The organism is Ruegeria sp. HKCCD7296, assembly GCF_013110775.1.
Classification (GTDB): Bacteria; Pseudomonadota; Alphaproteobacteria; order Rhodobacterales; family Rhodobacteraceae; genus Ruegeria.
Window position 1 is genome coordinate 114,519 of the sequence record NZ_WVRF01000015.1, and the last position, 23,002, is coordinate 137,520.

Below are 23,002 nucleotides of genomic sequence, written 5' to 3' on the forward strand. Positions count from 1 at the left end.
GTGGGCGAGCTTGTGAGGCTGTGCAAGATGGCTGGCAGGAAGTCACAAAACTATGGCTGTTTCTGAAAAGAACCTTGAACGGTACATGCGGGGCAGGTTCTGCACTTGCGTGCCAACTCGGCTTGGGATTTTCTGCGGTTTAACCCAAGCAGCAACAAGGTCGAGTTTTGGACTGGCGTGATCACGGCATACTTCTGACCTCTCGCAACCACGGTGAGACTGCGGCGATAATAGAGGTCTTCACCGAGGCCCACGGGCGTCACGCCGGTGTTGTACGCGGTGGAACCAGCCGTAAGGTCGCGCCCATTCTGCAACCAGGCGCGCAGCTGGACGTGCTGTGGCGCGCGCGGCTGGAAGAGCATCTGGGCACGTTTCAGGTTGAACCGCTGAGGTCCCGCGCGGCGGCCGCGTTTTCGGGGCGGCTGGCATTGTCCGGGCTCAATGCCGTTGTGGCGTTGCTATCCTTCTGCCTGCCCGAACGCGAACCGCATCCCGCGCTTTACAAGCGGACCGAACAATTGATGGATCTGCTGGGTCAGGATGAAATCTGGCCGCTGGCGTATTTGCGTTGGGAGCTTGCTTTGCTGGATGAGCTGGGCTTTGGTCTTGACCTGACCACTTGCGCCGTGACCGGAGTGACGGAAGGGCTTGTTTACGTGTCACCCAAAACGGGTCGCGCCGTCAGTGCAAAAGGTGCCGGGGAATGGGCGGACAAGCTGTTGCCGTTGCCGCCGTGCCTGCGCGGCCAAGGTACCGCGCCGGACACCGAGATCGCCGAGGCCTTGCGTACGACCGGGTATTTCTTGGAACACCGTGTCGCCCCGTCTTTGGGGCATAACCCGCTGCCAGAAGCACGTGCGCGGTTTGTGGATCAGGTTACTCGGCGGCTGTGAACACCATCTCGTGCTCATCCTCATTGCGCAGGATCAGCACGTCGCCGGACACTTCGGATTGGGTCATGGCCATGAGGGCGGCGAAATAGAACCCCTCTGCCTCGAGTCCCGCACAAGCGGCTCGTGTTGCGCTCAGGTCTTGTATCTCAAACCAGGGGTAGGGCGCATTCAGAGTGCCTGTGTAGCTGTTGCAGGGGGCGTTTCCTGCAATCTTACCCTCTTCTGGAAAGCGCAGCAGGGCGCTGGCCTCGTAAGGTTGGCCATCGATTTCCTGCAACACCCATGTCCGGTCCGCAGCGCCATAGGCGGCGACGGTTTCGTCTTTTTCACATTGGAACAGGCCCAGCAGGGGCAGAGTCAGGATCAGGCGGGTCATTTCAGGGTCTTAACCCAATTAGGCTGTAGGGAAAACTCAATAGGGGATCGTGCCGCTCAGCAAGTCCCGGCGCACTTCAAGGCGTGGCCTCCAGTTGTATTTGGTGTCCTCGCGCACGGGTGCCCAGTACAATGCGCCGCTATTCCGCCACGGGTCCAGAATGATACCGTCATACATCGAATCCCCTTTGGCGCTGATCAGCGCGGAATGATGGATGATCCGAAACTGCGTTGGTGGAGACGTGACCCAATGCAAGTCGAGCGTGCGGAAGTTTTCCTGCCGTAGCCGTGCGGTCATGGCCTGTGCCCAATCGTTGCACAGACCAAACTCGCGAAATCCGTTAGCGATCTTGGCATTGTGGATGATGGCTGGATCGGTGATGTTCCATTCCCGCGCCAATTGCTGAGAATAGGTGTAGGAGATCGTGGCAGCCTGTTGCGCCTCGACGGGATCAACCTCGGGCCCGAGCGACCGGATGGCCTGTGTCAGCGCATCGATGTCGCTTTGGGTCGCGTTCGGTTGACTGACGGAGCAGCCGCCCAGCACAAGTGCAGCAAGTATCGCCCAAAGCGCAAAGAGTCGTCGGATCATTTTATGCTCACCATTCCGTTGACTGGGCCTGTTTCGCTGGGTGCTGTACCGGGGTTCCAAACAGATGCAAAGGGGAAGTTTGCAGAGTTCAGCGCCGCACAGCGGAAGTGCGCCGGATGTTCTCTGTTTACTGAAAGTACATCAGTGGCTGCCCTTGCAATGCCATTGCATCAAGAAAAAGACCCGGCGCAAAGGCCGGGTCAGTTGGGGAAACGGGATGCTGAAAGCAGTTACCCAAGCAGTCGGCGTGCGATAACCTGCGCCTGAATTTCAGCGGCCCCTTCGAAAATGTTGAGAATGCGCGCGTCACACAGGACGCGGCTGATCTTGTATTCCAGCGCAAAACCGTTGCCGCCGTGAATCTGTAGCCCGTTATCGGCAGCGGCCCAAGCCACACGGGCGCCCAGCAACTTGGCCATACCGGCTTCAAGGTCACAGCGCTGGCCGTGGTCTTTCTCCCACGCGCTGAAATAGGTCAGCTGACGTGCAATCATGATCTCGACCGCCATCATTGCCAGCTTGCCGGACACGCGTGGGAAGTTGATCAGTGATTTGCCGAACTGTTTGCGGTCGATCGCGTACTGCATTGCGATATCCAGCGCGCTTTGCGCCACACCGATGGCGCGTGCAGCGGTCTGGATGCGGGCAGATTCGAAGGTTTCCATCAACTGCTTGAAACCCTTGCCTTCTTCGCCGCCCAGCAGGTTTTCACCTTTGACGTGGAAGCCGTCAAAGCCCAGCTCGTATTCTTTCATACCGCGATAGCCCAGAACTTCGATCTCGCCGCCAGTCATGCCGGGGGTTGGGAAGGGATTCTCGTCTGTGCCCGGGGTCTTTTCGGCCAGGAACATCGACAGGCCTCGGTGGTCGGTGCTGTCGGGGTTTGTCCGCGCCAGCAAGGTCATCACATGGGTGCGTGCCGCGTGGGTAATCCAGGTCTTGTTGCCGGTGATCTTATAGTCGCCGTTTTCATCCTTCACAGCACGCGTGCGCAGGCTGCCAAGATCCGACCCGGTGTTGGGCTCGGTGAACACGGCGGTGGGCAGGATTTCGGCGCTGGCCAGTTTTGGCAGCCAGTTGGCTTTCTGCTCGTCCGTGCCGCCGGCGATGATCAGCTCGGCTGCAATTTCGGACCGGGTGCCCAACGAACCGACGCCGATATAGCCGCGCGACAGTTCTTCTGAAACTACGCACATCGACGCCTTGGACAGGCCAAATCCGCCGAATTCCTCTGGGATGGTCAGGCCGAACACGCCCATTTCCGCCAGCTCTTCGATGATTTCCAGCGGGATCAGCTCATCCTTCAGGTGCCATTCATGGGCGTGGGGCTCGACCTTCTCCTGCGCGTAGCGTCGGAATTGGTCGCGGATCATCTCAAGCTCTTCGTCCAGACCAGAGTTGCCGAACATGGTGGCACCCGCCTGATCCTGCATCAGTTCGACCAAACGGCTGCGCGCCGCCTGAGAGTTGGCCTGCGCCATCAGAGTTTGAACTTCGCTAGACTGAAAGCCCGACAGCGCGTCCCAGCCAAGGCCCATATCCTGAAGGCGGACGACTTCGCCTTGATTCATCGGGATGCCACCTGCGACCTGATGCAGATATTCGCCAAAGGCGATCTGGTGCAGCAGCTGCTCAAGCTCGCCGAATTTTCCCTCGGCTTGCAGCGCTTCTGCCCAACGTTGCATCTGTTGCAGCGATTGGGTGTAAGTGGCGAGCCAAGCCAAGCCGTGCGCAGCAGTCTGGTTCGCTTCAATAAGGGAGCCAGACACGCGGCCATCCGCAGTGACCATGCCGCGCACAGACTCGCGGGCTTTTTCAAATACTGCCTCCACCGCAGGCACAGCGGCTCGGGTTAAATCCAGAAGATCGGGCAAAACTGCAGCAGTTGTCATCTCGGTCATATCCTGTCCGTCGTGGGCCATGAATCGCGTCCTTTCCTGGGTCGTCTGGTCATATCATGCTGCACGTGCAGCGCAACAAAAATACTTATTACGCTGCGAAAAAGTTCAAAAATTACCTGATCATTTTTGCAATGCAGAAGAAATTCCAGATGGTATCTAGGGGGAATGACCTTGTTTTCCATTCTTTCCCCGCAGGACCTGATGCTTGCCATGGCCATTGCTTTTGCCGCGGGGTGGATAAAGGGTATTGTTGGTTTCGCCATGCCCATGGTCATGGTGTCCGGGTTGAATTCTTTTCTTACCCCGGAGTTGACCTTGGCTGGGCTTATCCTGCCAACGCTTGTGACGAATGGACTTCAGGCATTGCGCGGAGGCGCGGTCGCCGCTTATTCCTCGGTCTTGAACTTTCGCGTGTTCCTGATCGTCGGTGGCCTCATGTTGGTTCTGAGCGCGCAACTAGTCACCATGGTGCCCAGTTCCGTTTCGTTGCTTTTGATTGGCGGTCTTGTTTCCGTTTTCTGCCTGTTTCAAGTTCTGGGGGTCCGTCTGGTACTGAACCAACCGTCGCCTAGAATTGAGGCTGCCATGAGAGGGTAAGCGGGTTTTGCGGGCGGTATGTCTGGTGTTTGGGGGCCGCCAACAGTGGCTTACCTGATGGCCTTGAATACACCTAAGTCGGAACAGATCCGCATTCAGGGTGTTATTTATGGACTAGGTGCGCTGCTACTTGTAGCCGCTCATTTAGGATCCGGCATCTTGCGGACGGAAACAATTTCGTTTTCCGCGATACTGATCTTACCGGCTATGGCTGGAATGTGGGTCGGCTTCAAACTGCAGGACCGGATTAACCAGGCCAGCTTTCGCAAAGCGACTTTACTTGTATTGCTGGTGGCTGGGTTGAACCTGCTGCGGCGCGGTCTGTTGGGGTGATGTCTCAACCCGTACGTCTATCGGCAAAGCGGAATGCGAAATAGAGCCCCAGCATTAAGAAGAACAAGCCCGAGATATCCCCGATCAAAAAGGCAATATATTCGACGGTTTCACTGCCAAAGGCCAGATTTGTCAGCCCTGAGACAAGAAAGGACGTGATTACACCCACTCCCATGATGCAAACCCAACATGGTTTGCGATCAGGGCGCGGGAACAAATCCCACCCCACAGCCTTTAACAGATAAAACACTGCTGGAACCGTGGTGACTGCAATGGCAATGGCCAGCAGGCGACTGGACAGGAAAACGTCCGTACCCCCCAAATAAGCAAAAACGATGAAGACGCCTGGCAACAAGGCAAAAATCGCGCGCCACCCTAGTAGCCAAGCAGAAAGAACCCGCACGCCATGTGGCAAAAACAGCAGGCTGGCCCGGCTTGGGTATTCGGGAAAATACATGTTCTGGAGCGGCATCAGAACGGCGAAGGTCAGGAATGACGCCACGACATAGGCCAATGAGGCCGCAAACGTATCAATCGCCCAGGCGCGCACTGCGATCACCGCATCGCGCATATGTTGCAGGCGTCATCTGGGAGCATTAACGATATACCGCCCCCGGTTGGCGCTGCCGCTTTGTGAAAGATAGCCTTTTTCCACCAAGGATTTCAGGGCGCGGAAAAAAGTCGGGCGCGATACGCTTTGAACCAATGTATGCTCGATCAAACCAAACGTGCGCACTTCCTGATCGGACTTGGAAAGCTCTTCTGCGGCGTAATAGATGTCGCGCTCAACCGGAGATAGTTTTTCCAGACCCAGCGTCCGCTCCATGCTTTGCATCAGTTTGCGAAGTTCGGTGAGTTTCGAGATTTCTGTCATGTTCTTACCTGCAATTTCCTGTGCCAACGATCGCCAGTCTGCGACCATTTGGGACACCCCGGTTTCAATACAAACCAGGTAGTCCCATATTGACACTCATCCCCATTTACATAGACTAGGCACCTGATTAGGTTGCTCAATTCTGCATTGTGAGTGTGCGCGTTTGAGCTGCCACAAAGTCCTTTCAGTCAATGCCCGGCGCTGACGTGCCGGGCTTTTTAGTCCCTTCGAACCCTATGGGTACCGCAGATCGCAATTTGAAACAACGCACTTGTATGTGCTTTTTGTGACATACAATCAAAGGTTGATATCAAAGAATGACGCCGCGCAAGAAAAAGGGGCCCGTAGGCCCCTTTACTTGCTAGCCGATTGCAACGGCTTTGATGTCGTCATCGATGAACGGCAGGTACTGCTCGAAGTTCTCGGCAAACATCTGAACCAGTTTTTCCGCCTGTTTGTCGAACGCCGCCTGATCGTCCCATGTGCGGCGCGGGTCCAGCAGAACCTCGGCCACTCCCGGCACCGAGACAGGCACGTCAAAACCGAAATTGGCATCCTTGCGGAATTCAGCATCGCGCAGTGACCCATCCAGGGCCGCAGTCAACAGAGCGCGGGTCGCCTTGATGGGCATCCGGCTGCCTACGCCATAAGCGCCGCCGGTCCAGCCGGTGTTCACCAGCCAGCAGGTCGCGCCATGCTGGGCTATCTTGTCGCGCAGAAGGTTGCCGTATTCTTCCGGCCGACGCGGCATGAAAGGCGCGCCAAAGCAGGTCGAGAATGTGGGCTGGGGTTCGGTGACGCCGCGTTCCGTACCTGCAACTTTCGACGTGAAACCAGACAGGAAGTGATACATCGCCTGCGCCGGGGTCAGTCGCGCGATCGGAGGAAGCACGCCAAACGCATCGCAGGTCAGCATAATAATGTTCTTGGGATGGCCCCCCAAGGCGCTGTTGGAGGCGTTGGATATGTACTCCAGCGGGTAGGCACAGCGCATATTTGCGGTCAGCGAATCGTCGTCGAAATCCAGCTCTTTGGTTTCGGGGTCGAATACCATGTTCTCAATCACGGTGCCGAACTTGCTGGTGGTCGCGTAGATTTCTGGCTCGGCCTCGGCGTTCAGGTTGATTGTTTTGGCATAACAACCGCCTTCAAAGTTGAAGGTGCCGCGATCCGACCAGCCATGTTCGTCGTCGCCGATCAACACTCGGGCGGGGTCAGCGGACAGAGTTGTTTTGCCGGTCCCCGACAGGCCGAAGAACACGGCGGTGTCGACCGGGTTGCCAACAGCGTGGTTGGCCGAGCAGTGCATCGGCATCACGCCTTTTTCCGGCAGCATGTAGTTCAGCAGTGTGAAGACGGACTTCTTGTTCTCACCTGCGTATTCAGTTCCGCCGATCAAAATCAGTTTACGATCAAAGTTCAGCGCGATCACAGTCTCGCTGCGGCAGCCGTGCTTGGCCGGGTCGGCCTGGAAACTCGGGCAGTTGATAATGGTAAAGTCGGCTGTGAAGTCATCCAGATCCTCGCGATCCGGTCGGCGCAGCAGGTGGCGGATGAACAGATTGTGCCATGCCAGCTCGGTGACCATGCGCACGTTGATCGCGTATGCGGGGTCAGCGCCGCCAACGAGATCCTGAACGAAATAGTCGCGACCTTTCATATGGGCCAGCATGTCTTCGTACAGCGCGTCAAAGCCTTCGGGGCTCATTTCGGCGTTGTTTTCCCACCAGATGGTGTCCGCGACACTATCTGTTTTAACGACGTGCTTGTCCTTCGGCGAGCGACCAGTGAACTTACCGGTGGTGACCAGAAACGCACCACCGTTGCCAAGTGTACCTTCGCCGCGCTTCAGCGCTTCTTCGATCAACGCTGGTTCCATGAAGTTGTAATAGACATTGCCCAGACCCTCGATGCCCTGATCTTCGAGGCGGAATTGCGGGTTAACCCGTCCAGATGTCATGTTTGTCTTCTCCTGTGGCGGCGCGAAGGCTTTGGCCGTGTGCGCCATTGGGGCAGTGAGCCGGTAAAAACCGGCGGCTGGGCGCCTCTTATCACGGTCGTTTGGGACATGAACAGGCGGGTTGACGCAGTTAGCGCAACCAAGTCCGAGTTTAGCGCCACCACCAATTCAATGTTCGAAAAGCGGGCAGATTTTTGCGGGCATCAAGGCAAATTTGCCGCAGACCTGCCGCAACAAAGGCACGATTCGCGGTTACGGATTGATTCGGCGTCTTAAAACCGCCAACAATGCCTTACAAATAAGCGAATTATTGCGCGAGTGAGCAGGAATAGGGGTGAGCCCGATGTCAAAGATTGCACTGGTGGATGACGATAGAAACATTCTAACGTCCGTATCCATGACACTTGAAGCCGAAGGTTTCGAGGTTGAAACTTATAATGATGGCCAGGCCGCGTTGGATGCGTTCAACAAAAAGCTGCCGGATATGGCTGTGCTCGATATAAAAATGCCGCGTATGGACGGCATGGATCTGCTGCAGCGGCTGCGCCAGAAAACGCAGATGCCGGTGATTTTCCTGACCTCGAAAGATGACGAGATCGACGAGGTTCTGGGTCTGCGCATGGGCGCAGATGACTACGTGAAAAAGCCTTTTTCGCAACGTTTGCTGGTTGAACGCATCCGTGCTTTGTTGCGCCGACAAGAGGCGACAAGCGGAGATGCAGTCGCCGCCAACAGCGCTGACACGAAGGTTATGGAGCGCGGCGACTTGCGGATGGATCCGTTGCGCCATGCTGTAAGCTGGAAGGGGAATGATGTATCCCTCACTGTGACCGAGTTCTTGTTGTTGCAAGCGCTTGCCCAGCGTCCGGGATTTGTCAAAAGCCGCGATCAGTTGATGGATGTGGCTTATGATGATCAGGTTTATGTGGACGATCGGACAATCGACAGCCACATTAAACGCCTACGTAAGAAAATGCGCGCAGCCGACCCAGAGTTCTCGGCGATCGAAACCCTGTATGGTATCGGTTATCGTTACAACGAAGAATAGGCGCGACGCCTGCAAGAGGTAATGGGCTCTCGTGCGCGACACCGAAGAAACCAGAGAACTGCGCGACGTTGATGTCGTTCTTGGGGATGACTGGGTCATCCCACAGGATTTCGAATCCGCCGAGCTGAGAGAGAAGCGGTCCCGGAGAAACCTGTTTTCTCTGCGCGGTTCACCCTTGGCGCGCAAAATTATCACTTTCAACCTGATCGCCTTGGTGATTTTGGTCACAGGGCTGCTGTATCTGGACGATTCGCGCAAAGAAAAGGTGCAGCAAACCGCCCGCAATCTGCTGGGTGATGCGCAGCTGGTCAGCAACGTTTTTGAAACCCAGCTGCGGCAGGGGGCGCAGATATCTGCGCAAAATGCCGGAAACCTGGACGTCAAGGACACGCTTTCAGGGCTGACGCTGCCCGAAGGCGGCGAGGTTTTTGTGTACGACGCCAGCGGCACCTTGATCGGGTGGACACGCGGCGTGCCACAAGCGTCCGATATGCCCGTGCTTCTGCGTACAAGCACCGAAGTACAGACTGGCGGCACCGTCATCAGCGACACATTGAATGCGGTTTGGATTGGGCTGTCGAACATATTCAACTGGTCGACCGAAACTGAATCTCCGACCTTGGCGCAGCGAGTCCAAACAATTATTCCGCAGGCTCTTACCGGGCAAACACAGGTTCAGGCGGTGCAGGATAGCGCGGGTGACACAGTGATTGTTGCCGCTGCTCCGATCCTGTACGAAGGCAACCCAGCGGGCGCGGTTGCCATCACAGGTCCGGCAGGGGAAATTGACGCGCTTGCCCGCCGCGAACAAGAGCGCATCCTTCAGATGTTTGTGGTGGCCCTGCTTGTCTCTGTAGGGCTAAGTTTGGTTCTGGCCTCAACCATCGCCAACCCATTGGCGGATTTGGCGGCAGCGGCTGAAATGGGCAAGGATCGTGGCACAGGGGTTAATCCCGGTCGTATCCGTATCCCGGACCTTAGCGCTCGGCCGGACGAAATCGGACGGCTCAGCCGCGCCCTGCGTGGCATGGTGACCGCACTTTATAATCGGATCGACGCAAACGAGCAGTTCGCGGCCGATGTTGCCCACGAAATCAAGAACCCTCTGGCCAGTCTGCAATCCGCTGTCGGCACATTGCGTATGGTTAAAAGAGAGGATCAGCGCGACAAGCTGCTGGATGTGATCGAACACGATGTCCGTCGTCTGGATCGCCTGGTCAGCGATATCTCGAACGCATCGCGTCTGGACGCGGAATTGGTAAAAGAAGCAGAGCAGCCATTTGATCTGCTCAAACTGCTGGGCAACCTTGGCCAATACTTGGGTGAGGACGCCCGGTCCAAAGGTATCGACTATATAACTGACCTGCCGTCCGAACCCATTGTCATCAACGGGCTCGAAGCAAGGTTGGCGCAGGTATTTGTAAACCTCATCACAAACGCGATTTCATTCTGCGAAGAAAACGATGCTATTCGTGTTTGGGTCCGTCAGCGCGACAACCGAGTGCTGGTTGTGGTCGAGGACACGGGCCCAGGCATCCCCGAACAAGCGCTAACGAAAGTGTTCAAGCGATTCTATTCGCAGCGTCCTGCAGAGCACTTTGGCAATAACTCAGGTCTTGGGCTGGCGATCTCAAAGCAGATTATAGAAGCCCATGGCGGCGTGATCTGGGCCGAAAACATACGCCCGACCGAGGCAGACATCACCTCTGATCCGCTGGGCGCACGATTTGTCGTGGGGCTGCCTGTTTGAGAAATGCAAATCTTCTTACTGTCAGAGGCCAACAACCGTGACAGGGCGTGCGTTCATGCGTCTTGTGTATCGGTAGAACAGCGTGGCGTGTTGATCATCGGGGCTTCTGGTGCTGGGAAATCTGAGTTGGCGTTGCAGCTGATGGCCTATGGGGCTGACCTGGTTGCAGATGACCGTGTGATTCTACAGATGCACGATGAACAGATCGTTGCGTCCGCTGTTTCACAAATCCGTAACTTGATCGAGGCGCGTTACATCGGCCTGCTCAGGGCCGAAGCAACCGGGCCAGTTCCGATCGATTACGTCGTCGATCTGGACCAGAGCGAACCACAACGCCTACCCGAACAATTCACTGTTCAGGTCCTGAGGCAAACTGTTCCCTTGCTTCGCGGTGCCGGCGTCCCCAATTTGGCTGCAGCGTTGATGCAGCTGCTAAAAAATGGGCGTGTAAATCCGGAATGGCCGAACACATGATTTCACAACGGCGGATCGTATTGGTCACAGGCCCTTCGGGGGCTGGTCGGTCTACCGCAATTCATGTTCTCGAAGACCTTGGTTTTGAAGCCATCGACAATCTGCCCATGGGGCTGCTGATGCGCCTGCTCGATAGCGCGGACAGCGACCGCCCGATGGCGTTGGGTGTTGATGCTCGCAATCGGGACTTTTCGACAATCAGGTTTATCGAGCTTGCAGAAAAGCTGGGCCGAATGGCGCAGGTCGATCTAACGGTATTGTACCTGGATTGCAGCGATGACGTTCTGTTGCGTCGGTTTTCGGAAACCCGCCGCCGTCACCCCGTTGCCAGAAATGCCAGCCCCGAAACGGGCATCCAGCGTGAAAAAGAACTGTTGGCCCCGATCCGCGAGATTGCGGATACCCTGATCGACACCAGTCTTCTCAACGTCCATCAGCTGCGCGAAGAGGTCGAGACCTGGTTTGCGCCTAAAGGCGGGCGGCACCTTGCGGTATCGATCGAGTCTTTCTCGTATAAACGCGGGCTACCGCGCGGGTTGGACATGGTGTTCGACTGCCGGTTTCTTGCCAACCCGTATTGGCGTCCCGAATTGCGGGCGGCCGATGGTCGACATCCTGATGTCGCGCACTACGTGCAATCGGACACGACCTATTTGCCGTTTTTTGAACGAGTCATGGACCTGCTTACTTTGCTGCTGCCCGCATTTCGGGCAGAAGGCAAAGCGCACCTGTCCGTGGCCTTTGGGTGTACCGGGGGGCAACACCGATCCGTTGCAATGGCCGAAGCAGTCGCAAAGGCCCTTGCCGAAGGCGGTCAGCAAGTGGCAATTAGGCATCGCGAGATGGAACGCCGGACGTTGAATGTGAGGTCGGATTGATCGGGATTGTGATCGTTGCGCATGGGGGGTTGGCTCAGGAATATCTGGCCGCCACACAGCATGTGGTCGGGCCGCAACCCGGCCTGGTGGCTATTGCGATCGAAGCTGAACACGACCGCGACAAGAAACAAGCCGAGATCTGCCAGGCGGCCGACAGCGTAGACATGGGCGATGGCGTCGTGGTCGTCACAGATTTGTTTGGCGGAAGCCCATCGAATCTCAGCTTAAGAGCCTGCGCACCTCAGGATCGGCGGATTCTTTATGGTGCCAATCTGCCTATGTTGATCAAATTGGCCAAAAGCCGCCACCTGCCCATCGGCGATGCTGTGCGTCAGGCGATGGAGGCTGGACGGAAATACATAAATGCACAAAATGTGACATTAGAATAAAACCGGATTGACGACTATGACCAACCGAAGCCTTAAAATTATCAATGAAAAGGGCCTTCACGCCCGCGCCTCGGCAAAGCTGGTCGAGGTCGTGGAAGGGTTCGATGCCCGTGCCGAGGTGTCAAAAGACGGACTTTCTGCTTCAGGTGACAGTATTATGGGTCTTTTGATGTTGGCAGCCTCGCGCGGAACAACTATTGACGTCGAGACGTCCGGGCCGGATGCTGAGGCATTGGCGGAAGCTCTGGAAGCGCTTGTGAACGACAAGTTCGGAGAGGGGTTTTAATCCGCCCCGCCGCGACATGAAAACGGGAAGACCAGGAATTGGCGGAAACGACGCACGAGACCAAGACAAGCCCAGTGGTGGATGGGACCGCGGATGAGGGCGAAATCTACGACCGTAGAACCCTGACATATGCGAACTCGTTCGATGATGCCTGGACCTCAACCGCCATTCGGGCCATCGAATGGTGCACCGGCAAGCTGACCATTTTGCGAATGGTCAACAAATTCGAGAAAAAGAACGAATACTATCGCGGCCAGAGGTTCTGGGGTGGTGCCCTTACGACTATGGGTATCGACCTGACCACACCGCAGGAACAGATTGCCCGGATTCCCAAAACCGGTCCCGTCGTTGTGGTCGCCAACCATCCGCACGGTATGGTCGATGGTATGATCCTGGCCGAGCTGATTGGACGGGTCCGCAGCGATTACCGCATTCTGACTCGCTCGGTCCTGACCGGACTTGATGAGGCGGCGACATCTTTCATGATCCCGGTGCCCTTCCCGCACGACCCCGAGGCGCAGGCCAAAATGCTCGAGATGCGTGGCAAGGCGATGGAGCACCTAAAGAACGGCGGCGTTGTTGCACTGTTCCCGTCAGGCGTGGTGATGTCTTCGGACGACTGGTTTGGTCCAGCTATCGAGCGGGAATGGAACGTTTTCACGGCCAAGATGATCCGCCGCTCGGGTGCGCAGGTGCTGCCGATTTTCTTCCCGGGCAGCAACTCGCGCTGGTACCAGATTGCCAATAAACTGTCGCCGATTCTGCGTCAGGGTTTGCTGCTGCACGAGATCGTACGATCCTGCAACAAACCGCAGTCGCCGGTTATCGGCGAGCCGATCGGCGATGAAGACATGGAACTGCTCGAGCGCGACCCGCGCGGCTTCATGGCATGGCTACGGGATCGCACAATGTCCTTGGGCCAATCAAACAAAGCCTAATCCGCGTCTTCATCTGGCCAAAAGTACCTCGGGGGTGAGCCCGGATGAAATCCGGGCGAGGGGGCTGGCCCCCTTTTATCGTGTCGGTACCGGAACCTCTCCGCGATAGTCATAGAACCCGCGCTCGGTCTTGCGACCCAGCCAGCCAGCCTCGACATATTTAGTCAACAGCGGGCAGGGGCGGTACTTGGTGTCTGCCAGACCGTCGTGCAAGACATTCATGATTGCCAGACAGGTGTCCAGCCCGATGAAGTCCGCCAATTCCAGCGGGCCCATCGGATGATTCGCGCCCAGCTTCATCGACTGGTCGATGGATTGAACGCTGCCGACGCCTTCATACAGCGTGTACACGGCCTCGTTGATCATCGGCATCAGGATGCGGTTAACGATGAAGGCCGGGAAATCTTCGGCACTAGCAGCCGTTTTGCCCAGGCGGTCGACAACAGCTTTGCAGGCGCTGAATGTGTCTTCGTCCGTCGCAATGCCCCGGATCAGTTCCACCAGCTGCATGACCGGCACTGGGTTCATGAAATGAAACCCCATGAAACGCTCTGGCCGGTCGGTGCGGCTGGCCAGACGTGTGATCGAGATAGACGATGTGTTGGACGTCAAAATCGTATGCGGCAGAAGATGTGGTTGCAGGTCTTCGAAAATCGCCTGCTTGATCGTTTCCCGTTCGGTCGCAGCCTCGATCACCAGATCGGTCTGTCCAAGGCGGGGCAACTCCAAAGTGGTCGAGATCCGGTTCAACGCGGCCTGCATCTCTGCGTCGGTGATCTTCCCGCGAGAGGCTTGGCGCGCCATGTTCCCTTCAATTGTGGACACAGCGTTATTCAGTGCGTCCTGGCTGACATCGTTCAGCAAGACCTCGTATTCCGCCAATGCCAGAACATGGGCAATCCCATTGCCCATCTGACCTGCGCCAATCACTCCGACTGATTTTACTTCCATGTACAGCTGCCTTTGCCCTGAAGGATACCGCGACAGTATCGGCAGACCGGGGCATGCGGCAAGGGGATCGAACCAGTCAATTTTGCTTCAAATGCGCGCATTAGGAATTTCTCAACATCTGAGGCCGCAAGATGGCAACCGGGTGAAATGTGGGGGGCTTGGGATGAGCTTTCATGAGATGAACAGGGGCGGGGACTCCGTCTGTCAATACAAGGGCTCCAAACTCTGGTTTCGCGGCCCGCCGAGTGACCTGAGCGACCCTTTCGTTGCGTGTTTGGGCGGAGAGGAAACCTTTGGCCGTTTTGTGGAACAGCCTTTTCCTGCCGAGCTTACCAAACTTTTGGGACGACCTTGTGTCAATTTTGGTAGCCTTTTTTGTGGTGCTGACGCGTTACTTGCTGATCCGGCAGTGTTAGAGTTGGCAAACAGGGCCGAAATTTGCGTGTTGCAAACACCCGACTTGCCGTGCTTGTCGAACAGGTTTTACCGGGTTCATCCGCGCCGCAATGATCGGTTTCTGGCCCCTTCGCACGATCTGGAACAGCTTTTTCCCGAGGTCGACTTCACGGAAATCCATTTCGTACGGCATCTGCTAACGCGGCTGCACGCAGTGCAAGACGCGCGATTTGAAGTCATTGCTCAAGAACTGCGCGAGGCTTGGGTGCGCACTACGTCCAAGGTTCTACGCCAAATCAAACCGCCGGTCATTTTGCTTTGGCTAGAGGTGCACAGGCAGGAGGGGATGCACAGCGACCTCGTTTTGCCAAATGTCGAAATGATCAATCAGCTTCGGCCCTTGTGTACGGGTATCGTTGAATGTTCGGTGCGCGTGACAGGGCAATCGGAATCTTTGGAAGATGTGTTGTTTGGAACCTTGCAACAGCCAATGGCAGAGCATGTGATAGGCCCATCTGCGCACCGTGAGATTGCCGGGAAATTGCTACCTGTTTTGCGGGACCAAAACTGAAAAGGCCCGCCAGAAGGCGGGCCCAGTAAGGTTTTTCGACGAAAACTTACGCTGTTTGATCAGCCGAGTTTTTCGGTCAGTTCTGGTACGGCCTGGAACAGGTCTGCGACCAGTCCGAAGTCGGCGACTTGGAAGATCGGGGCTTCTTCGTCCTTGTTGATCGCAACGATGACCTTGGAGTCTTTCATACCGGCCAGGTGCTGGATCGCGCCCGAGATGCCGACAGCGACATACAGATCGGGGGCAACAACTTTACCGGTCTGACCCACCTGCCAGTCGTTCGGGGCATAGCCCGAGTCAACGGCGGCGCGCGACGCGCCAACTGCAGCGCCCAGCTTGTCGGCCAGGGTTTCGATCAGTTTGAAGTCCTCTTCCGAGCCGACGCCACGGCCACCGGAGACAACAACGCCTGCCGAGGTCAGTTCCGGACGGTCGCTCTCGGCAACCTTGTCCTCGACCCACGACGACAGACCGGGGTTTTCACCGACAGAAATGGTCTCAACCGGGGCCGAGCCACCTTCGCCCGCAGCATCAAAGCTGGCGGTCCGCAGGGTGACAACTTTCTTGGCGTCGTTCGATTTCACGGTCTGGATCGCGTTGCCCGCATAGATCGGACGCTCGAAGGTCGAGCCGTCAACTACACCGGACGCATCCGAGATCACCATCACGTCCAGCAGCGCAGCAACGCGCGGCATCACGTTTTTGGCGTCGGTGGTTGCAGGGGCAACGATGTGCTCGTACCCGTCGGCCAGCGACACGATCAGCGCCGCGGTCGTTTCCGCCAGGCGGTGACCCAGCGAGGCATCTTCGGCAACCAGAACCTTGGACACGCCGTCGATCTTTGCAGCAGCCTCACCAGCAGCGGCGGCAGACCCACCTGCGGCAAGAACGGTCACATCGCCCAGAGTTTTTGCAGCGTTGACGGCTTTTGCAGTCGCGTCCAGCGCCAGTTCACCATTGTTGACTTCGGCAAGCAGAAGTACAGCCATTACACAGCCCCCGCTTCTTTAAGTTTCTCGACCAGCTCGTCGACCGAGCCTACAACGATACCAGCGGCGCGCGCTGGCGGCTCGTCGGTTTTGACAATCTCCAGACGCGGGCTGACATCCACGCCGTAATCGGCGGCGGTTTTCTCATCCAGCGGCTTTTTCTTCGCCTTCATGATATTGGGCAGTGACGCGTAACGCGGTTCGTTCAGGCGCAGGTCAACTGTCACGATGGTCGGCATCTTGACGCTGATGGTCTGCAGGCCGCCGTCCACTTCACGGGTGATCTTGGCGCTGTCGCCTTCGATGTCCAGTTCCGAGGCAAAGGTACCCTGCGACCAGCCCAGCAGGGCCGACAACATTTGGCCGGTGGCGTTCATGTCATTGTCGATTGCCTGTTTGCCCGCCAGAACGATGCCAGGCTGCTCTTCCTCGACCACTTTGGCCAAGATCTTTGCAACGGCCAGCGGCTCAATGTCGGTGTGAACGTCGTCTGCCGCCACAACAAGGATCGCGCGGTCGGCGCCCATGGCCAGCGCAGTCCGCAGGGTTTCCTGCGCCTGCTTGACGCCGATCGAAACGGCGACAACTTCGTCGGCCTTGCCAGCTTCTTTCAGACGGATCGCCTCTTCAACAGCAATTTCGTCGAACGGGTTCATCGACATTTTGACATTGGCGAGATCAACACCGCTTCCATCCGCTTTCACGCGAACCTTAACGTTGTAGTCAATCACGCGTTTGACAGGCACCAGTACCTTCATTTTTGCGTACGCTCCTCAAAAAAACGGCAAGCCGCGAAGGCGACTCTGCCAATGCTCTCGACGGACTAGATAGCGCCTGCAGCAGTGGCACAACAGAGCAAAATCGTCACGTCATAGCGTCGGGACGTCGCGTTTTGCGGTTTTTTTCAAACAAGGGCGAAAGATTGCCGTTTGAAGCCTCTGCATTTTAAGGACTGCGGCGCGCACAAATTTGACAGCCGCCTTCCCACCGCGCCGCTTTCAGCGGTTCGCGCCCGGAACCCACAAAACGTCGTCTTTGCCGTTGGCGTTCGCGCAGCGAGCCGCGACAAAGAACCAGTCGCTGAGCCGGTTGAGGTATTTGACAGCCACATCGTTGACCGGCTCCATATTCGTCAATTCGACCGCCAGCCGTTCTGCCCGACGAGACACCGTACGACACACGTGCAGATGCGCTGCCAGACGTGATCCACCGGGTAGGATGAAACTGCGCAGTGGTTCCAGATTTTCGTTCATCGCATCAATCTCGGCTTCAAGACGGTCGATCTGAGAGGGTACGATACGCAGGGGTGGATAGTCGGCCTCGGAATCCTTATCCATATCGGGGCGACAAAAATCTGCGCCCAGGTCGAAAAGGTCATTCTGAATGCGCGACAATGCTGCATCTGTTTCACCTTGGGCCTCGGTTCGGGCCACACCGACAAATGCGTTCAACTCATCTACCGTTCCGTACGCGGCAACGCGCCCCGCGTATTTGGCCACGCGTTCGCCATTGCCCAGAGCGGTTTTGCCGTCGTCACCTGTGCGTGTGTAAATCTTGTTGAGAACGACCATTTATTGCACCCCTTGTCCGCGCAGGTAAACGAATAGCACGATCAGCACCACGGCAATGAACTGAAAGAGGATGCGAAGCCGCATCATCTTGTTGCTTTTCTTTGCAGCTTCCATGCCGCTTTTGCCGAAATTCGCAATGCCAAGGGTCAGCACTACGACAACTGCCGCCATGGCCAAAAGCAGAACGACCATTAAAAGGTCCATTTCAAGTCACCGTCCGGTTTTTTCGATTATGACCCATCTAGCGTTGGGACGTCAAAAAGCGAACGGGAAATTTCGCCTCAGATGTCCGACAGGATGCGATCGGTCGCTTTTGTGGGCAAGATTCGGCGCAATATCCCGGCCACATATGTGGGCGTCGTCACATAGTATCGCGCCTTCGGCCGCCGCGCTTCAGCCGCGTGGGCGAGTTTGTCGGTCACAGCCGAAGCTGGCAGTTCGAAACGATCCGGGCCGCTGCTTTCATAAAGCCTTTTCAACAGCGAGGCTTCATATTTTTCTCGTAACGCCGAGCTTTCCCAATCAATGAATCTTTCGAACATCGGGATCGCTTTTTCCCTGAGTTTCGAGGTGATTGGTCCGGGTTCGATCAGAACAACGTGAATTCCGGTATCCCGCAGTTCAAGCCGCATTGTGTCGGTCAAACCCTCGATGGCGTATTTGGTGGCGACATAGGCCCCACGCCAGGGGAAGGCGACAAGGCCCAGAACCGAAGAACACTGAACTATTCGTCCATAACCCTGTTCCCGCATAACGGGAATCACCTGGCGTGTCAGCTCATGCCATCCGAAGACATTGGTTTCAAAGATATGGCGTAATCCGTCCGTAGGCACGTCCTCGACCGCGCCAGGCAGTCCATGGGCGCCGTTGTTGAACAAGGCATCCAGAGTGCCGCCCGTTGCCTCGAGCACAGAAGATAATCCCGACGTAATGCTCTTGGTGTCGGTATAGTCGATTTTGGGGCTTTCAAAGCCTTGTGCGCGCAGACGGTCGCAATCGCGTTGCTGGCGGCAGGACGCAAAAACACGCCAGCCGCGTGCACGCATACCGTGTGCTGCATCCAGGCCTATACCCGAAGAGCATCCCGTAATGAGTATCGATTTCTGCATGAGCCTTCCGAACATGAACCCCGCCAATAGCTATGGCGGGGTTTGCGGCAGGGCAATGACGCTCCGGCGTCAGTTTGTTGTTTTCCGGACAAGTGATGCCGAAATCCATCCAACCTGTTGCCCCGGCAACACGCGCAGGCGCAACCAGCCTGTGCCCGATTCGCTTAAGACTTCGACCTGTTGGCCAATGCGGGCCTTGCCGATGATTGGATAAATGGTTCCGGGCCCGTCGCGCATATTGACACGGGTACCCGAAATTTCGCGGATATCTTTGGGTGGTTCAACTGGTGCAGCCAGATCAACCGTTGGCAGTTCGGCATCCGTTGCGACTTGTTCCAGTGACCCCAAACCTTGCTCAAGCGACGCCAGGGTCAGAGTGACGTTTTCGTCGCTGAACAGCGACGGGTTTGCCTTGAGGCCCGCAGCCACTTGCGAAAGCAAGGCTTTGGTCTCCTCTTCGCCCAGCTGAGCATCGGATTCGACGGGCGTCGGCACCACTTTTTCTGACGCGGCAGAGGTCCGTATCACCAGTTTCTCAACCGGTTCAGGTTTGACAATTGGTGTGGGTTCGACGACCGGTGTCGCCGGTTTGGCTGCAACAGCAACGCGTTCCGGCTTAGCGTCGCGCACACCGCGCGGTTCAAAGTCGGGACCTCCGCTCATCACGTAAAACGTCCAGCCGAGAGCGGCGAAAGTAACAAGTATCAGGCGCATAGAGGCCATCCCCCAAGGTAATCGTAACAACAATAATAGGCAGCAATCATTCAATTGTTGGAATGGTAGCATAATTGTGAGGCCGAGTCGAAAATTCGGGGAAAACACTCACTTGCCTCCCCCTGTTGCAAAAAGCGCGACTTGTCCCCAGTAAAATGTACTCTGCTTGCTTTACCCGGGCAGCCTAGCGTCGTATCACATCATGTATGAATGACACGATCGACGACCCCAATATGGAGGCCCCTGACAATGGGGGCGAGGTTGCTGAACCACTGCGCCGCGCGATAGGTGAGCGCTATCTGACCTATGCGCTGTCCACCATCATGCACCGTGCTCTGCCTGATGCGCGGGACGGGTTGAAGCCGGTACACCGGCGAATCCTCTATGCGATGAGGGAACTGCGACTCAGTGCAACCGGAGGTTTTCGAAAGTCCGCCAAGATCTCGGGCGATGTGATGGGTAACTATCACCCGCACGGTGACGCCGCTATTTACGACGCGATGGCGCGATTGGCGCAGGACTTCAACGTCCGTTACCCGTTGGTCGACGGGCAAGGGAACTTCGGCAATATCGATGGCGATAACCCTGCTGCCTCTCGTTACACTGAGGCGCGGATGACCATCGTGGCCGAGGCGCTGCTTGAGGGCCTGAACGAGGACGCTGTCGATTTCCGCGACAACTATGACGGCACACTAACCGAGCCGGTGGTGCTGCCTGCGCAATTCCCGAACCTGCTGGCCAATGGTGCCAGCGGTATCGCTGTGGGTATGGCGACGAACATTCCGCCGCACAATATCGCCGAGCTGTGCGATGCCTGCCTGCATCTGATCAAGACGCCGGATGCCCGCGACGATACGCTGCTGAATTATGTGCCCGGCCCCGATTTCCCAACCGGCGGCGTGATTGTCGAGCCGGCGGAGAATATCGCTCAAGCTTACCGCACTGGGCGCGGTTCGTTCCGGTTGCGTTGTAAATATAAGGTCGAAGATCTGGGCCGTGGCCAGTGGCAGATCATTGTCACCGAAATTCCGTATCAGGTTCAGAAATCCAAGCTGATCGAAAAGATTGCGGAACTGATCCAGACCAAGAAAATCCCGATTCTCGCCGATGTGCGCGACGAATCCGCCGATGACATCCGACTGATTCTTGAACCTCGATCTAAAAACGTGGATCCCGAGGTGTTGATGGGCATGCTCTATCGCAACTCGGACCTTGAAGTGCGGTTCAGCCTGAACATGAACGTGCTGATCGATGGGGTAACGCCCAAGGTCTGTTCGATGAAGGAAGTGCTGCGCGCCTTCCTCGATCACCGGCAAGAGGTGCTGATCCGACGCTCGCGTCACCGTATGGCGAAGATCGACCATCGGTTGGAGGTCTTGGAGGGCTTTATCGTCGCCTTCCTGAACCTTGATCGTGTGATCGACATCATCCGCTATGACGACGACCCCAAAGCCGCGCTTATGCGCGAGGATTGGGGCATCGACCACGTTCGTGCCACCGACGAGTCTGATTACGTCACGCCCAAGCCGGGTGAGGGCGAACTGTCCGAGGTTCAGGTCGACGCCATTCTGAACATGCGCCTGCGCAGCTTGCGCCGTCTGGAAGAGATGGAGTTGGTCCGCGAACGTGACGAGTTGATGCTGGAGCGCGCCAATCTCGAAGACCTGCTGGCCGATCCGGCCCTGCAATGGGCGAAAATAGCCGAGCAGTTGAAAGAGACGAAGAAGACCTTCGGCAAAGACTACGACGGCGGCGCGCGTCGCACGCAGTTCGCCGAGGCCGGACAAGTCGAAGAAGTTCCGCTTGAGGCAATGATCGATAAGGAGCCGATCACGGTTGTCTGCTCTCAGATGGGCTGGATTCGCGCCATGACCGGCCATATCGACCTGAAACGAGAGCTGAAGTTTAAAGATGGCGACGGCCCGCGTTTCATTTTCCACGCGGAAACTACGGATCGCCTACTGGTGTTTGCTTCGAATGGGCGATTCTACACTGTCAGTGCGGCCAATCTGCCCGGTGGACGGGGAATGGGCGAGCCGCTGCGCCTGATGGTTGATCTGCCGAACGAGGCCCAGATCATCGACATCCTAATCCACAAGCCGGGGCGTAAATTGCTGGTGGCCTCGGATGCAGGCAATGGGTTTATGGTTCCCGAAGATGACGTGCTGGCCCAGACCCGCAACGGAAAACAGGTGCTGAACGTCAAAGGCGACGAGACGGCGATGATCTGTAAGCCGGTCGATGGCGACCACGTGGCCATTGTATCCCAGAACGGTAAGTTCTTGGTTTTCCCGACAGAAGAACTGCCTGAAATGACCCGTGGCAAGGGTGTGCGCCTGCAGAAGTACAACATGGCGCGTGGACGGCAGGGCACGCTGGAACTGGATGGCGGGTTGTCGGACATCACCACCTTCAACTGGGAAGAAGGGCTGAAATGGTCCATGGGCGGTGAGAAGACCCGACACGAGGCGGACATGTCCCAATGGTTGGCCAAGCGCGCGAGCGTTGGGAAAAAACCACCTTACGGCTTCCCTCGGGACTATAAGTTTTCGTGACTCTGCTGCCACTGCGATCAATTTCTGCTGATACGACTTTGCACAGGCCGTGTTGGTGCGCTACATCCCGTAAAACAGGCCTATCGAGAAGAGACACATGTTGCGAATTCTGACCCTGATTACCGGATTGGCCCTGATGGGCGCATGTACGCAGACCCAGGTTTATGAACCGCCTGAGTCGTTGGGGGAATTCAAACTGCGCGTAAACTATGCCTTTGCGGACAAAGCCGTGCAGGGTCCGGTGTCGCGCGACGCCACACCAGATGAATGGACCAAAGCCATTCAGAACGCGGTTGATATTCGATTAGGCCGTTACGAAGGCGCGCAGGAATATGACATCGGCATCAGCCTTGAGGGGTATATGCTGGCACCCCCTGGGATACCTGTGATTTACAATCCCAAAAGCACCGCGATTGTGCTGGTCAACGTGTATGACGTTAAGAAAAAAGAGTTTCTGGCCAAGGGGAAACAGTTTCAAGTGCTGGAAGACACGACCGGTGAAAGTGCCCTTACTGGCTCAGGCAATACCCGAACCAAAGAAGAACAGATGAGCGGTCTGGCCCTGAAGGTCGCGGACCGAGTCGAAGAATGGTTGGCCGAAGAACATGAAGAGAATGGCTGGTTCGACAAGCGTCCGAGCCTGATCCAACCGCTGGAATCCACCGAGGTCACGCAAAATCCTGCGTGATTGCCGCATTTCCTTCAGGATGTGCTTGATTTTCCCCCGTGAACCAAATATCTCGCGCGCGCAGATGTAACCACGGGACCAAGGGTCCCCCAAATCGCAAAAGGGCGCCTGAGGAATGGCAAAGGAAAAGTTTGAGCGTACAAAACCGCACGTCAACATCGGCACGATTG

Annotated in this window: 24 protein-coding genes and 1 pseudogene; 12 read left to right on the plus strand and 13 right to left on the minus strand. The window is 56.6% G+C overall.

Annotated elements, in window-relative coordinates; translation table 11 throughout:
• Positions 1 to 167: 167 nt before the first annotated feature.
• Complete coding sequence (recO, locus tag GS632_RS18005; RefSeq protein WP_171180758.1) at positions 168 to 893, plus strand: DNA repair protein RecO; 726 nt, start codon at positions 168 to 170, stop codon at positions 891 to 893.
• Here recO and GS632_RS18010 read toward each other — a convergent pair.
• The 3 genes from GS632_RS18010 to GS632_RS18020 all read right to left on the minus strand — a co-directional run bounded on the left by GS632_RS18010 (position 877) and on the right by GS632_RS18020 (position 3,782).
• Positions 877 to 1,269, minus strand: a complete 393-nt coding sequence (locus GS632_RS18010; RefSeq protein ID WP_171180756.1) for an META domain-containing protein — start codon at positions 1,267 to 1,269, stop codon at positions 877 to 879. The genes recO and GS632_RS18010 overlap by 17 nt on opposite strands.
• Positions 1,270 to 1,305: 36 nt before the next feature.
• Positions 1,306 to 1,860 (minus strand): hypothetical protein, encoded by a 555-nt coding sequence (locus tag GS632_RS18015; RefSeq protein WP_171180754.1) that lies wholly within the window; start codon positions 1,858 to 1,860, stop codon positions 1,306 to 1,308.
• 230 nt (positions 1,861 to 2,090) lie between these two features.
• A complete protein-coding gene (locus GS632_RS18020; RefSeq protein WP_171180752.1) occupies positions 2,091 to 3,782 on the minus strand; it encodes an acyl-CoA dehydrogenase family protein in 1,692 nt (563 codons plus the stop codon).
• A gap of 144 nt (positions 3,783 to 3,926) precedes the next feature.
• On the opposite strand from GS632_RS18020, the pseudogene GS632_RS18025 reads away from it, so the two are divergent.
• A pseudogene (locus GS632_RS18025) lies at positions 3,927 to 4,691 on the plus strand (TSUP family transporter).
• Between the two features lie 4 nt (positions 4,692 to 4,695).
• Here the strand turns inward: GS632_RS18025 and GS632_RS18030 are convergent.
• The 3 genes from GS632_RS18030 to GS632_RS18040 all read right to left on the minus strand — a co-directional run bounded on the left by GS632_RS18030 (position 4,696) and on the right by GS632_RS18040 (position 7,525).
• Positions 4,696 to 5,262, minus strand: a complete 567-nt coding sequence (locus GS632_RS18030) for a hypothetical protein (RefSeq protein WP_245223296.1) — start codon at positions 5,260 to 5,262, stop codon at positions 4,696 to 4,698.
• A 12-nt stretch (positions 5,263 to 5,274) separates the two neighbouring features.
• A complete protein-coding gene (locus GS632_RS18035; protein ID WP_245223295.1) occupies positions 5,275 to 5,613 on the minus strand; it encodes a hypothetical protein in 339 nt (112 codons plus the stop codon).
• A gap of 313 nt (positions 5,614 to 5,926) precedes the next feature.
• Positions 5,927 to 7,525 carry a phosphoenolpyruvate carboxykinase gene (locus GS632_RS18040; RefSeq protein WP_171180750.1) on the minus strand — a complete coding sequence of 533 codons (1,599 nt, stop codon included), beginning with the start codon at positions 7,523 to 7,525 and terminating at the stop codon, positions 5,927 to 5,929.
• A gap of 343 nt (positions 7,526 to 7,868) precedes the next feature.
• Here GS632_RS18040 and GS632_RS18045 point away from each other — a divergent pair, with 343 nt between their 5' ends.
• The 7 genes from GS632_RS18045 to GS632_RS18075 are packed head-to-tail and all read left to right on the plus strand — an operon-like array spanning position 7,869 to position 13,288.
• The gene (locus GS632_RS18045) at positions 7,869 to 8,573 is read left to right on the plus strand and encodes a response regulator transcription factor (RefSeq protein ID WP_171180748.1); all 705 of its coding nucleotides are present in this window, start codon (positions 7,869 to 7,871) and stop codon (positions 8,571 to 8,573) included.
• A gap of 31 nt (positions 8,574 to 8,604) precedes the next feature.
• Complete coding sequence (locus GS632_RS18050) at positions 8,605 to 10,323, plus strand: ATP-binding protein (RefSeq protein ID WP_171721895.1); 1,719 nt, start codon at positions 8,605 to 8,607, stop codon at positions 10,321 to 10,323.
• Between the two features lie 3 nt (positions 10,324 to 10,326).
• Complete coding sequence (locus tag GS632_RS18055) at positions 10,327 to 10,797, plus strand: HPr kinase/phosphorylase (protein WP_171180744.1); 471 nt, start codon at positions 10,327 to 10,329, stop codon at positions 10,795 to 10,797.
• On the plus strand, positions 10,794 to 11,675 hold the full coding sequence (rapZ, locus tag GS632_RS18060; RefSeq protein WP_245223293.1) for an RNase adapter RapZ: 882 nt from the start codon (positions 10,794 to 10,796) through the stop codon (positions 11,673 to 11,675). Before GS632_RS18055 ends, rapZ begins: the two co-directional genes overlap by 4 nt.
• A complete protein-coding gene (locus GS632_RS18065) occupies positions 11,672 to 12,064 on the plus strand; it encodes a PTS sugar transporter subunit IIA (protein ID WP_171180741.1) in 393 nt (130 codons plus the stop codon). Before rapZ ends, GS632_RS18065 begins: the two co-directional genes overlap by 4 nt.
• Positions 12,065 to 12,080: 16 nt before the next feature.
• Positions 12,081 to 12,350 (plus strand): HPr family phosphocarrier protein, encoded by a 270-nt coding sequence (locus tag GS632_RS18070; protein ID WP_171096062.1) that lies wholly within the window; start codon positions 12,081 to 12,083, stop codon positions 12,348 to 12,350.
• Positions 12,351 to 12,388: 38 nt separating this feature from the next.
• Positions 12,389 to 13,288 (plus strand): lysophospholipid acyltransferase family protein, encoded by a 900-nt coding sequence (locus GS632_RS18075; RefSeq protein WP_171180739.1) that lies wholly within the window; start codon positions 12,389 to 12,391, stop codon positions 13,286 to 13,288.
• 75 nt (positions 13,289 to 13,363) lie between these two features.
• Here the strand turns inward: GS632_RS18075 and GS632_RS18080 are convergent, their stop codons facing one another.
• A complete protein-coding gene (locus tag GS632_RS18080; RefSeq protein ID WP_171180737.1) occupies positions 13,364 to 14,239 on the minus strand; it encodes a 3-hydroxybutyryl-CoA dehydrogenase in 876 nt (291 codons plus the stop codon).
• Positions 14,240 to 14,402: 163 nt separating this feature from the next.
• Here GS632_RS18080 and GS632_RS18085 point away from each other — a divergent pair, with 163 nt between their 5' ends.
• Positions 14,403 to 15,206 (plus strand): DUF6473 family protein, encoded by an 804-nt coding sequence (locus tag GS632_RS18085; RefSeq protein ID WP_256368732.1) that lies wholly within the window; start codon positions 14,403 to 14,405, stop codon positions 15,204 to 15,206.
• A gap of 59 nt (positions 15,207 to 15,265) precedes the next feature.
• Here GS632_RS18085 and GS632_RS18090 read toward each other — a convergent pair whose 3' ends face one another.
• From GS632_RS18090 to GS632_RS18115, 6 genes are all read right to left on the minus strand, one after another.
• Positions 15,266 to 16,195: an electron transfer flavoprotein subunit alpha/FixB family protein gene (locus tag GS632_RS18090; RefSeq protein WP_171180735.1), complete on the minus strand. Its 930-nt coding sequence runs from the start codon at positions 16,193 to 16,195 to the stop codon at positions 15,266 to 15,268.
• Entirely contained in the window at positions 16,195 to 16,953 is a 759-nt protein-coding gene (locus GS632_RS18095) for an electron transfer flavoprotein subunit beta/FixA family protein (RefSeq protein WP_171180733.1), read from the minus strand. Before GS632_RS18095 ends, GS632_RS18090 begins: the two co-directional genes overlap by 1 nt.
• Positions 16,954 to 17,193: 240 nt before the next feature.
• Positions 17,194 to 17,766: a cob(I)yrinic acid a,c-diamide adenosyltransferase gene (locus GS632_RS18100; protein ID WP_171180731.1), complete on the minus strand. Its 573-nt coding sequence runs from the start codon at positions 17,764 to 17,766 to the stop codon at positions 17,194 to 17,196.
• The gene (locus tag GS632_RS18105) at positions 17,767 to 17,970 is read right to left on the minus strand and encodes a twin transmembrane helix small protein (RefSeq protein WP_171180728.1); all 204 of its coding nucleotides are present in this window, start codon (positions 17,968 to 17,970) and stop codon (positions 17,767 to 17,769) included.
• A gap of 77 nt (positions 17,971 to 18,047) precedes the next feature.
• The gene (locus tag GS632_RS18110) at positions 18,048 to 18,875 is read right to left on the minus strand and encodes an SDR family NAD(P)-dependent oxidoreductase (RefSeq protein ID WP_171180726.1); all 828 of its coding nucleotides are present in this window, start codon (positions 18,873 to 18,875) and stop codon (positions 18,048 to 18,050) included.
• A gap of 69 nt (positions 18,876 to 18,944) precedes the next feature.
• Positions 18,945 to 19,589: an SH3 domain-containing protein gene (locus tag GS632_RS18115; protein WP_245223292.1), complete on the minus strand. Its 645-nt coding sequence runs from the start codon at positions 19,587 to 19,589 to the stop codon at positions 18,945 to 18,947.
• 206 nt (positions 19,590 to 19,795) lie between these two features.
• Between GS632_RS18115 and parC the strand changes: the two genes are divergently transcribed.
• Both parC and GS632_RS18125 read left to right on the plus strand, forming a co-directional pair.
• A complete protein-coding gene (parC, locus tag GS632_RS18120; RefSeq protein WP_171721896.1) occupies positions 19,796 to 22,144 on the plus strand; it encodes a DNA topoisomerase IV subunit A in 2,349 nt (782 codons plus the stop codon).
• Between the two features lie 97 nt (positions 22,145 to 22,241).
• A complete protein-coding gene (locus GS632_RS18125; RefSeq protein WP_171180722.1) occupies positions 22,242 to 22,832 on the plus strand; it encodes a hypothetical protein in 591 nt (196 codons plus the stop codon).
• Positions 22,833 to 23,002 lie beyond the last annotated feature (170 nt).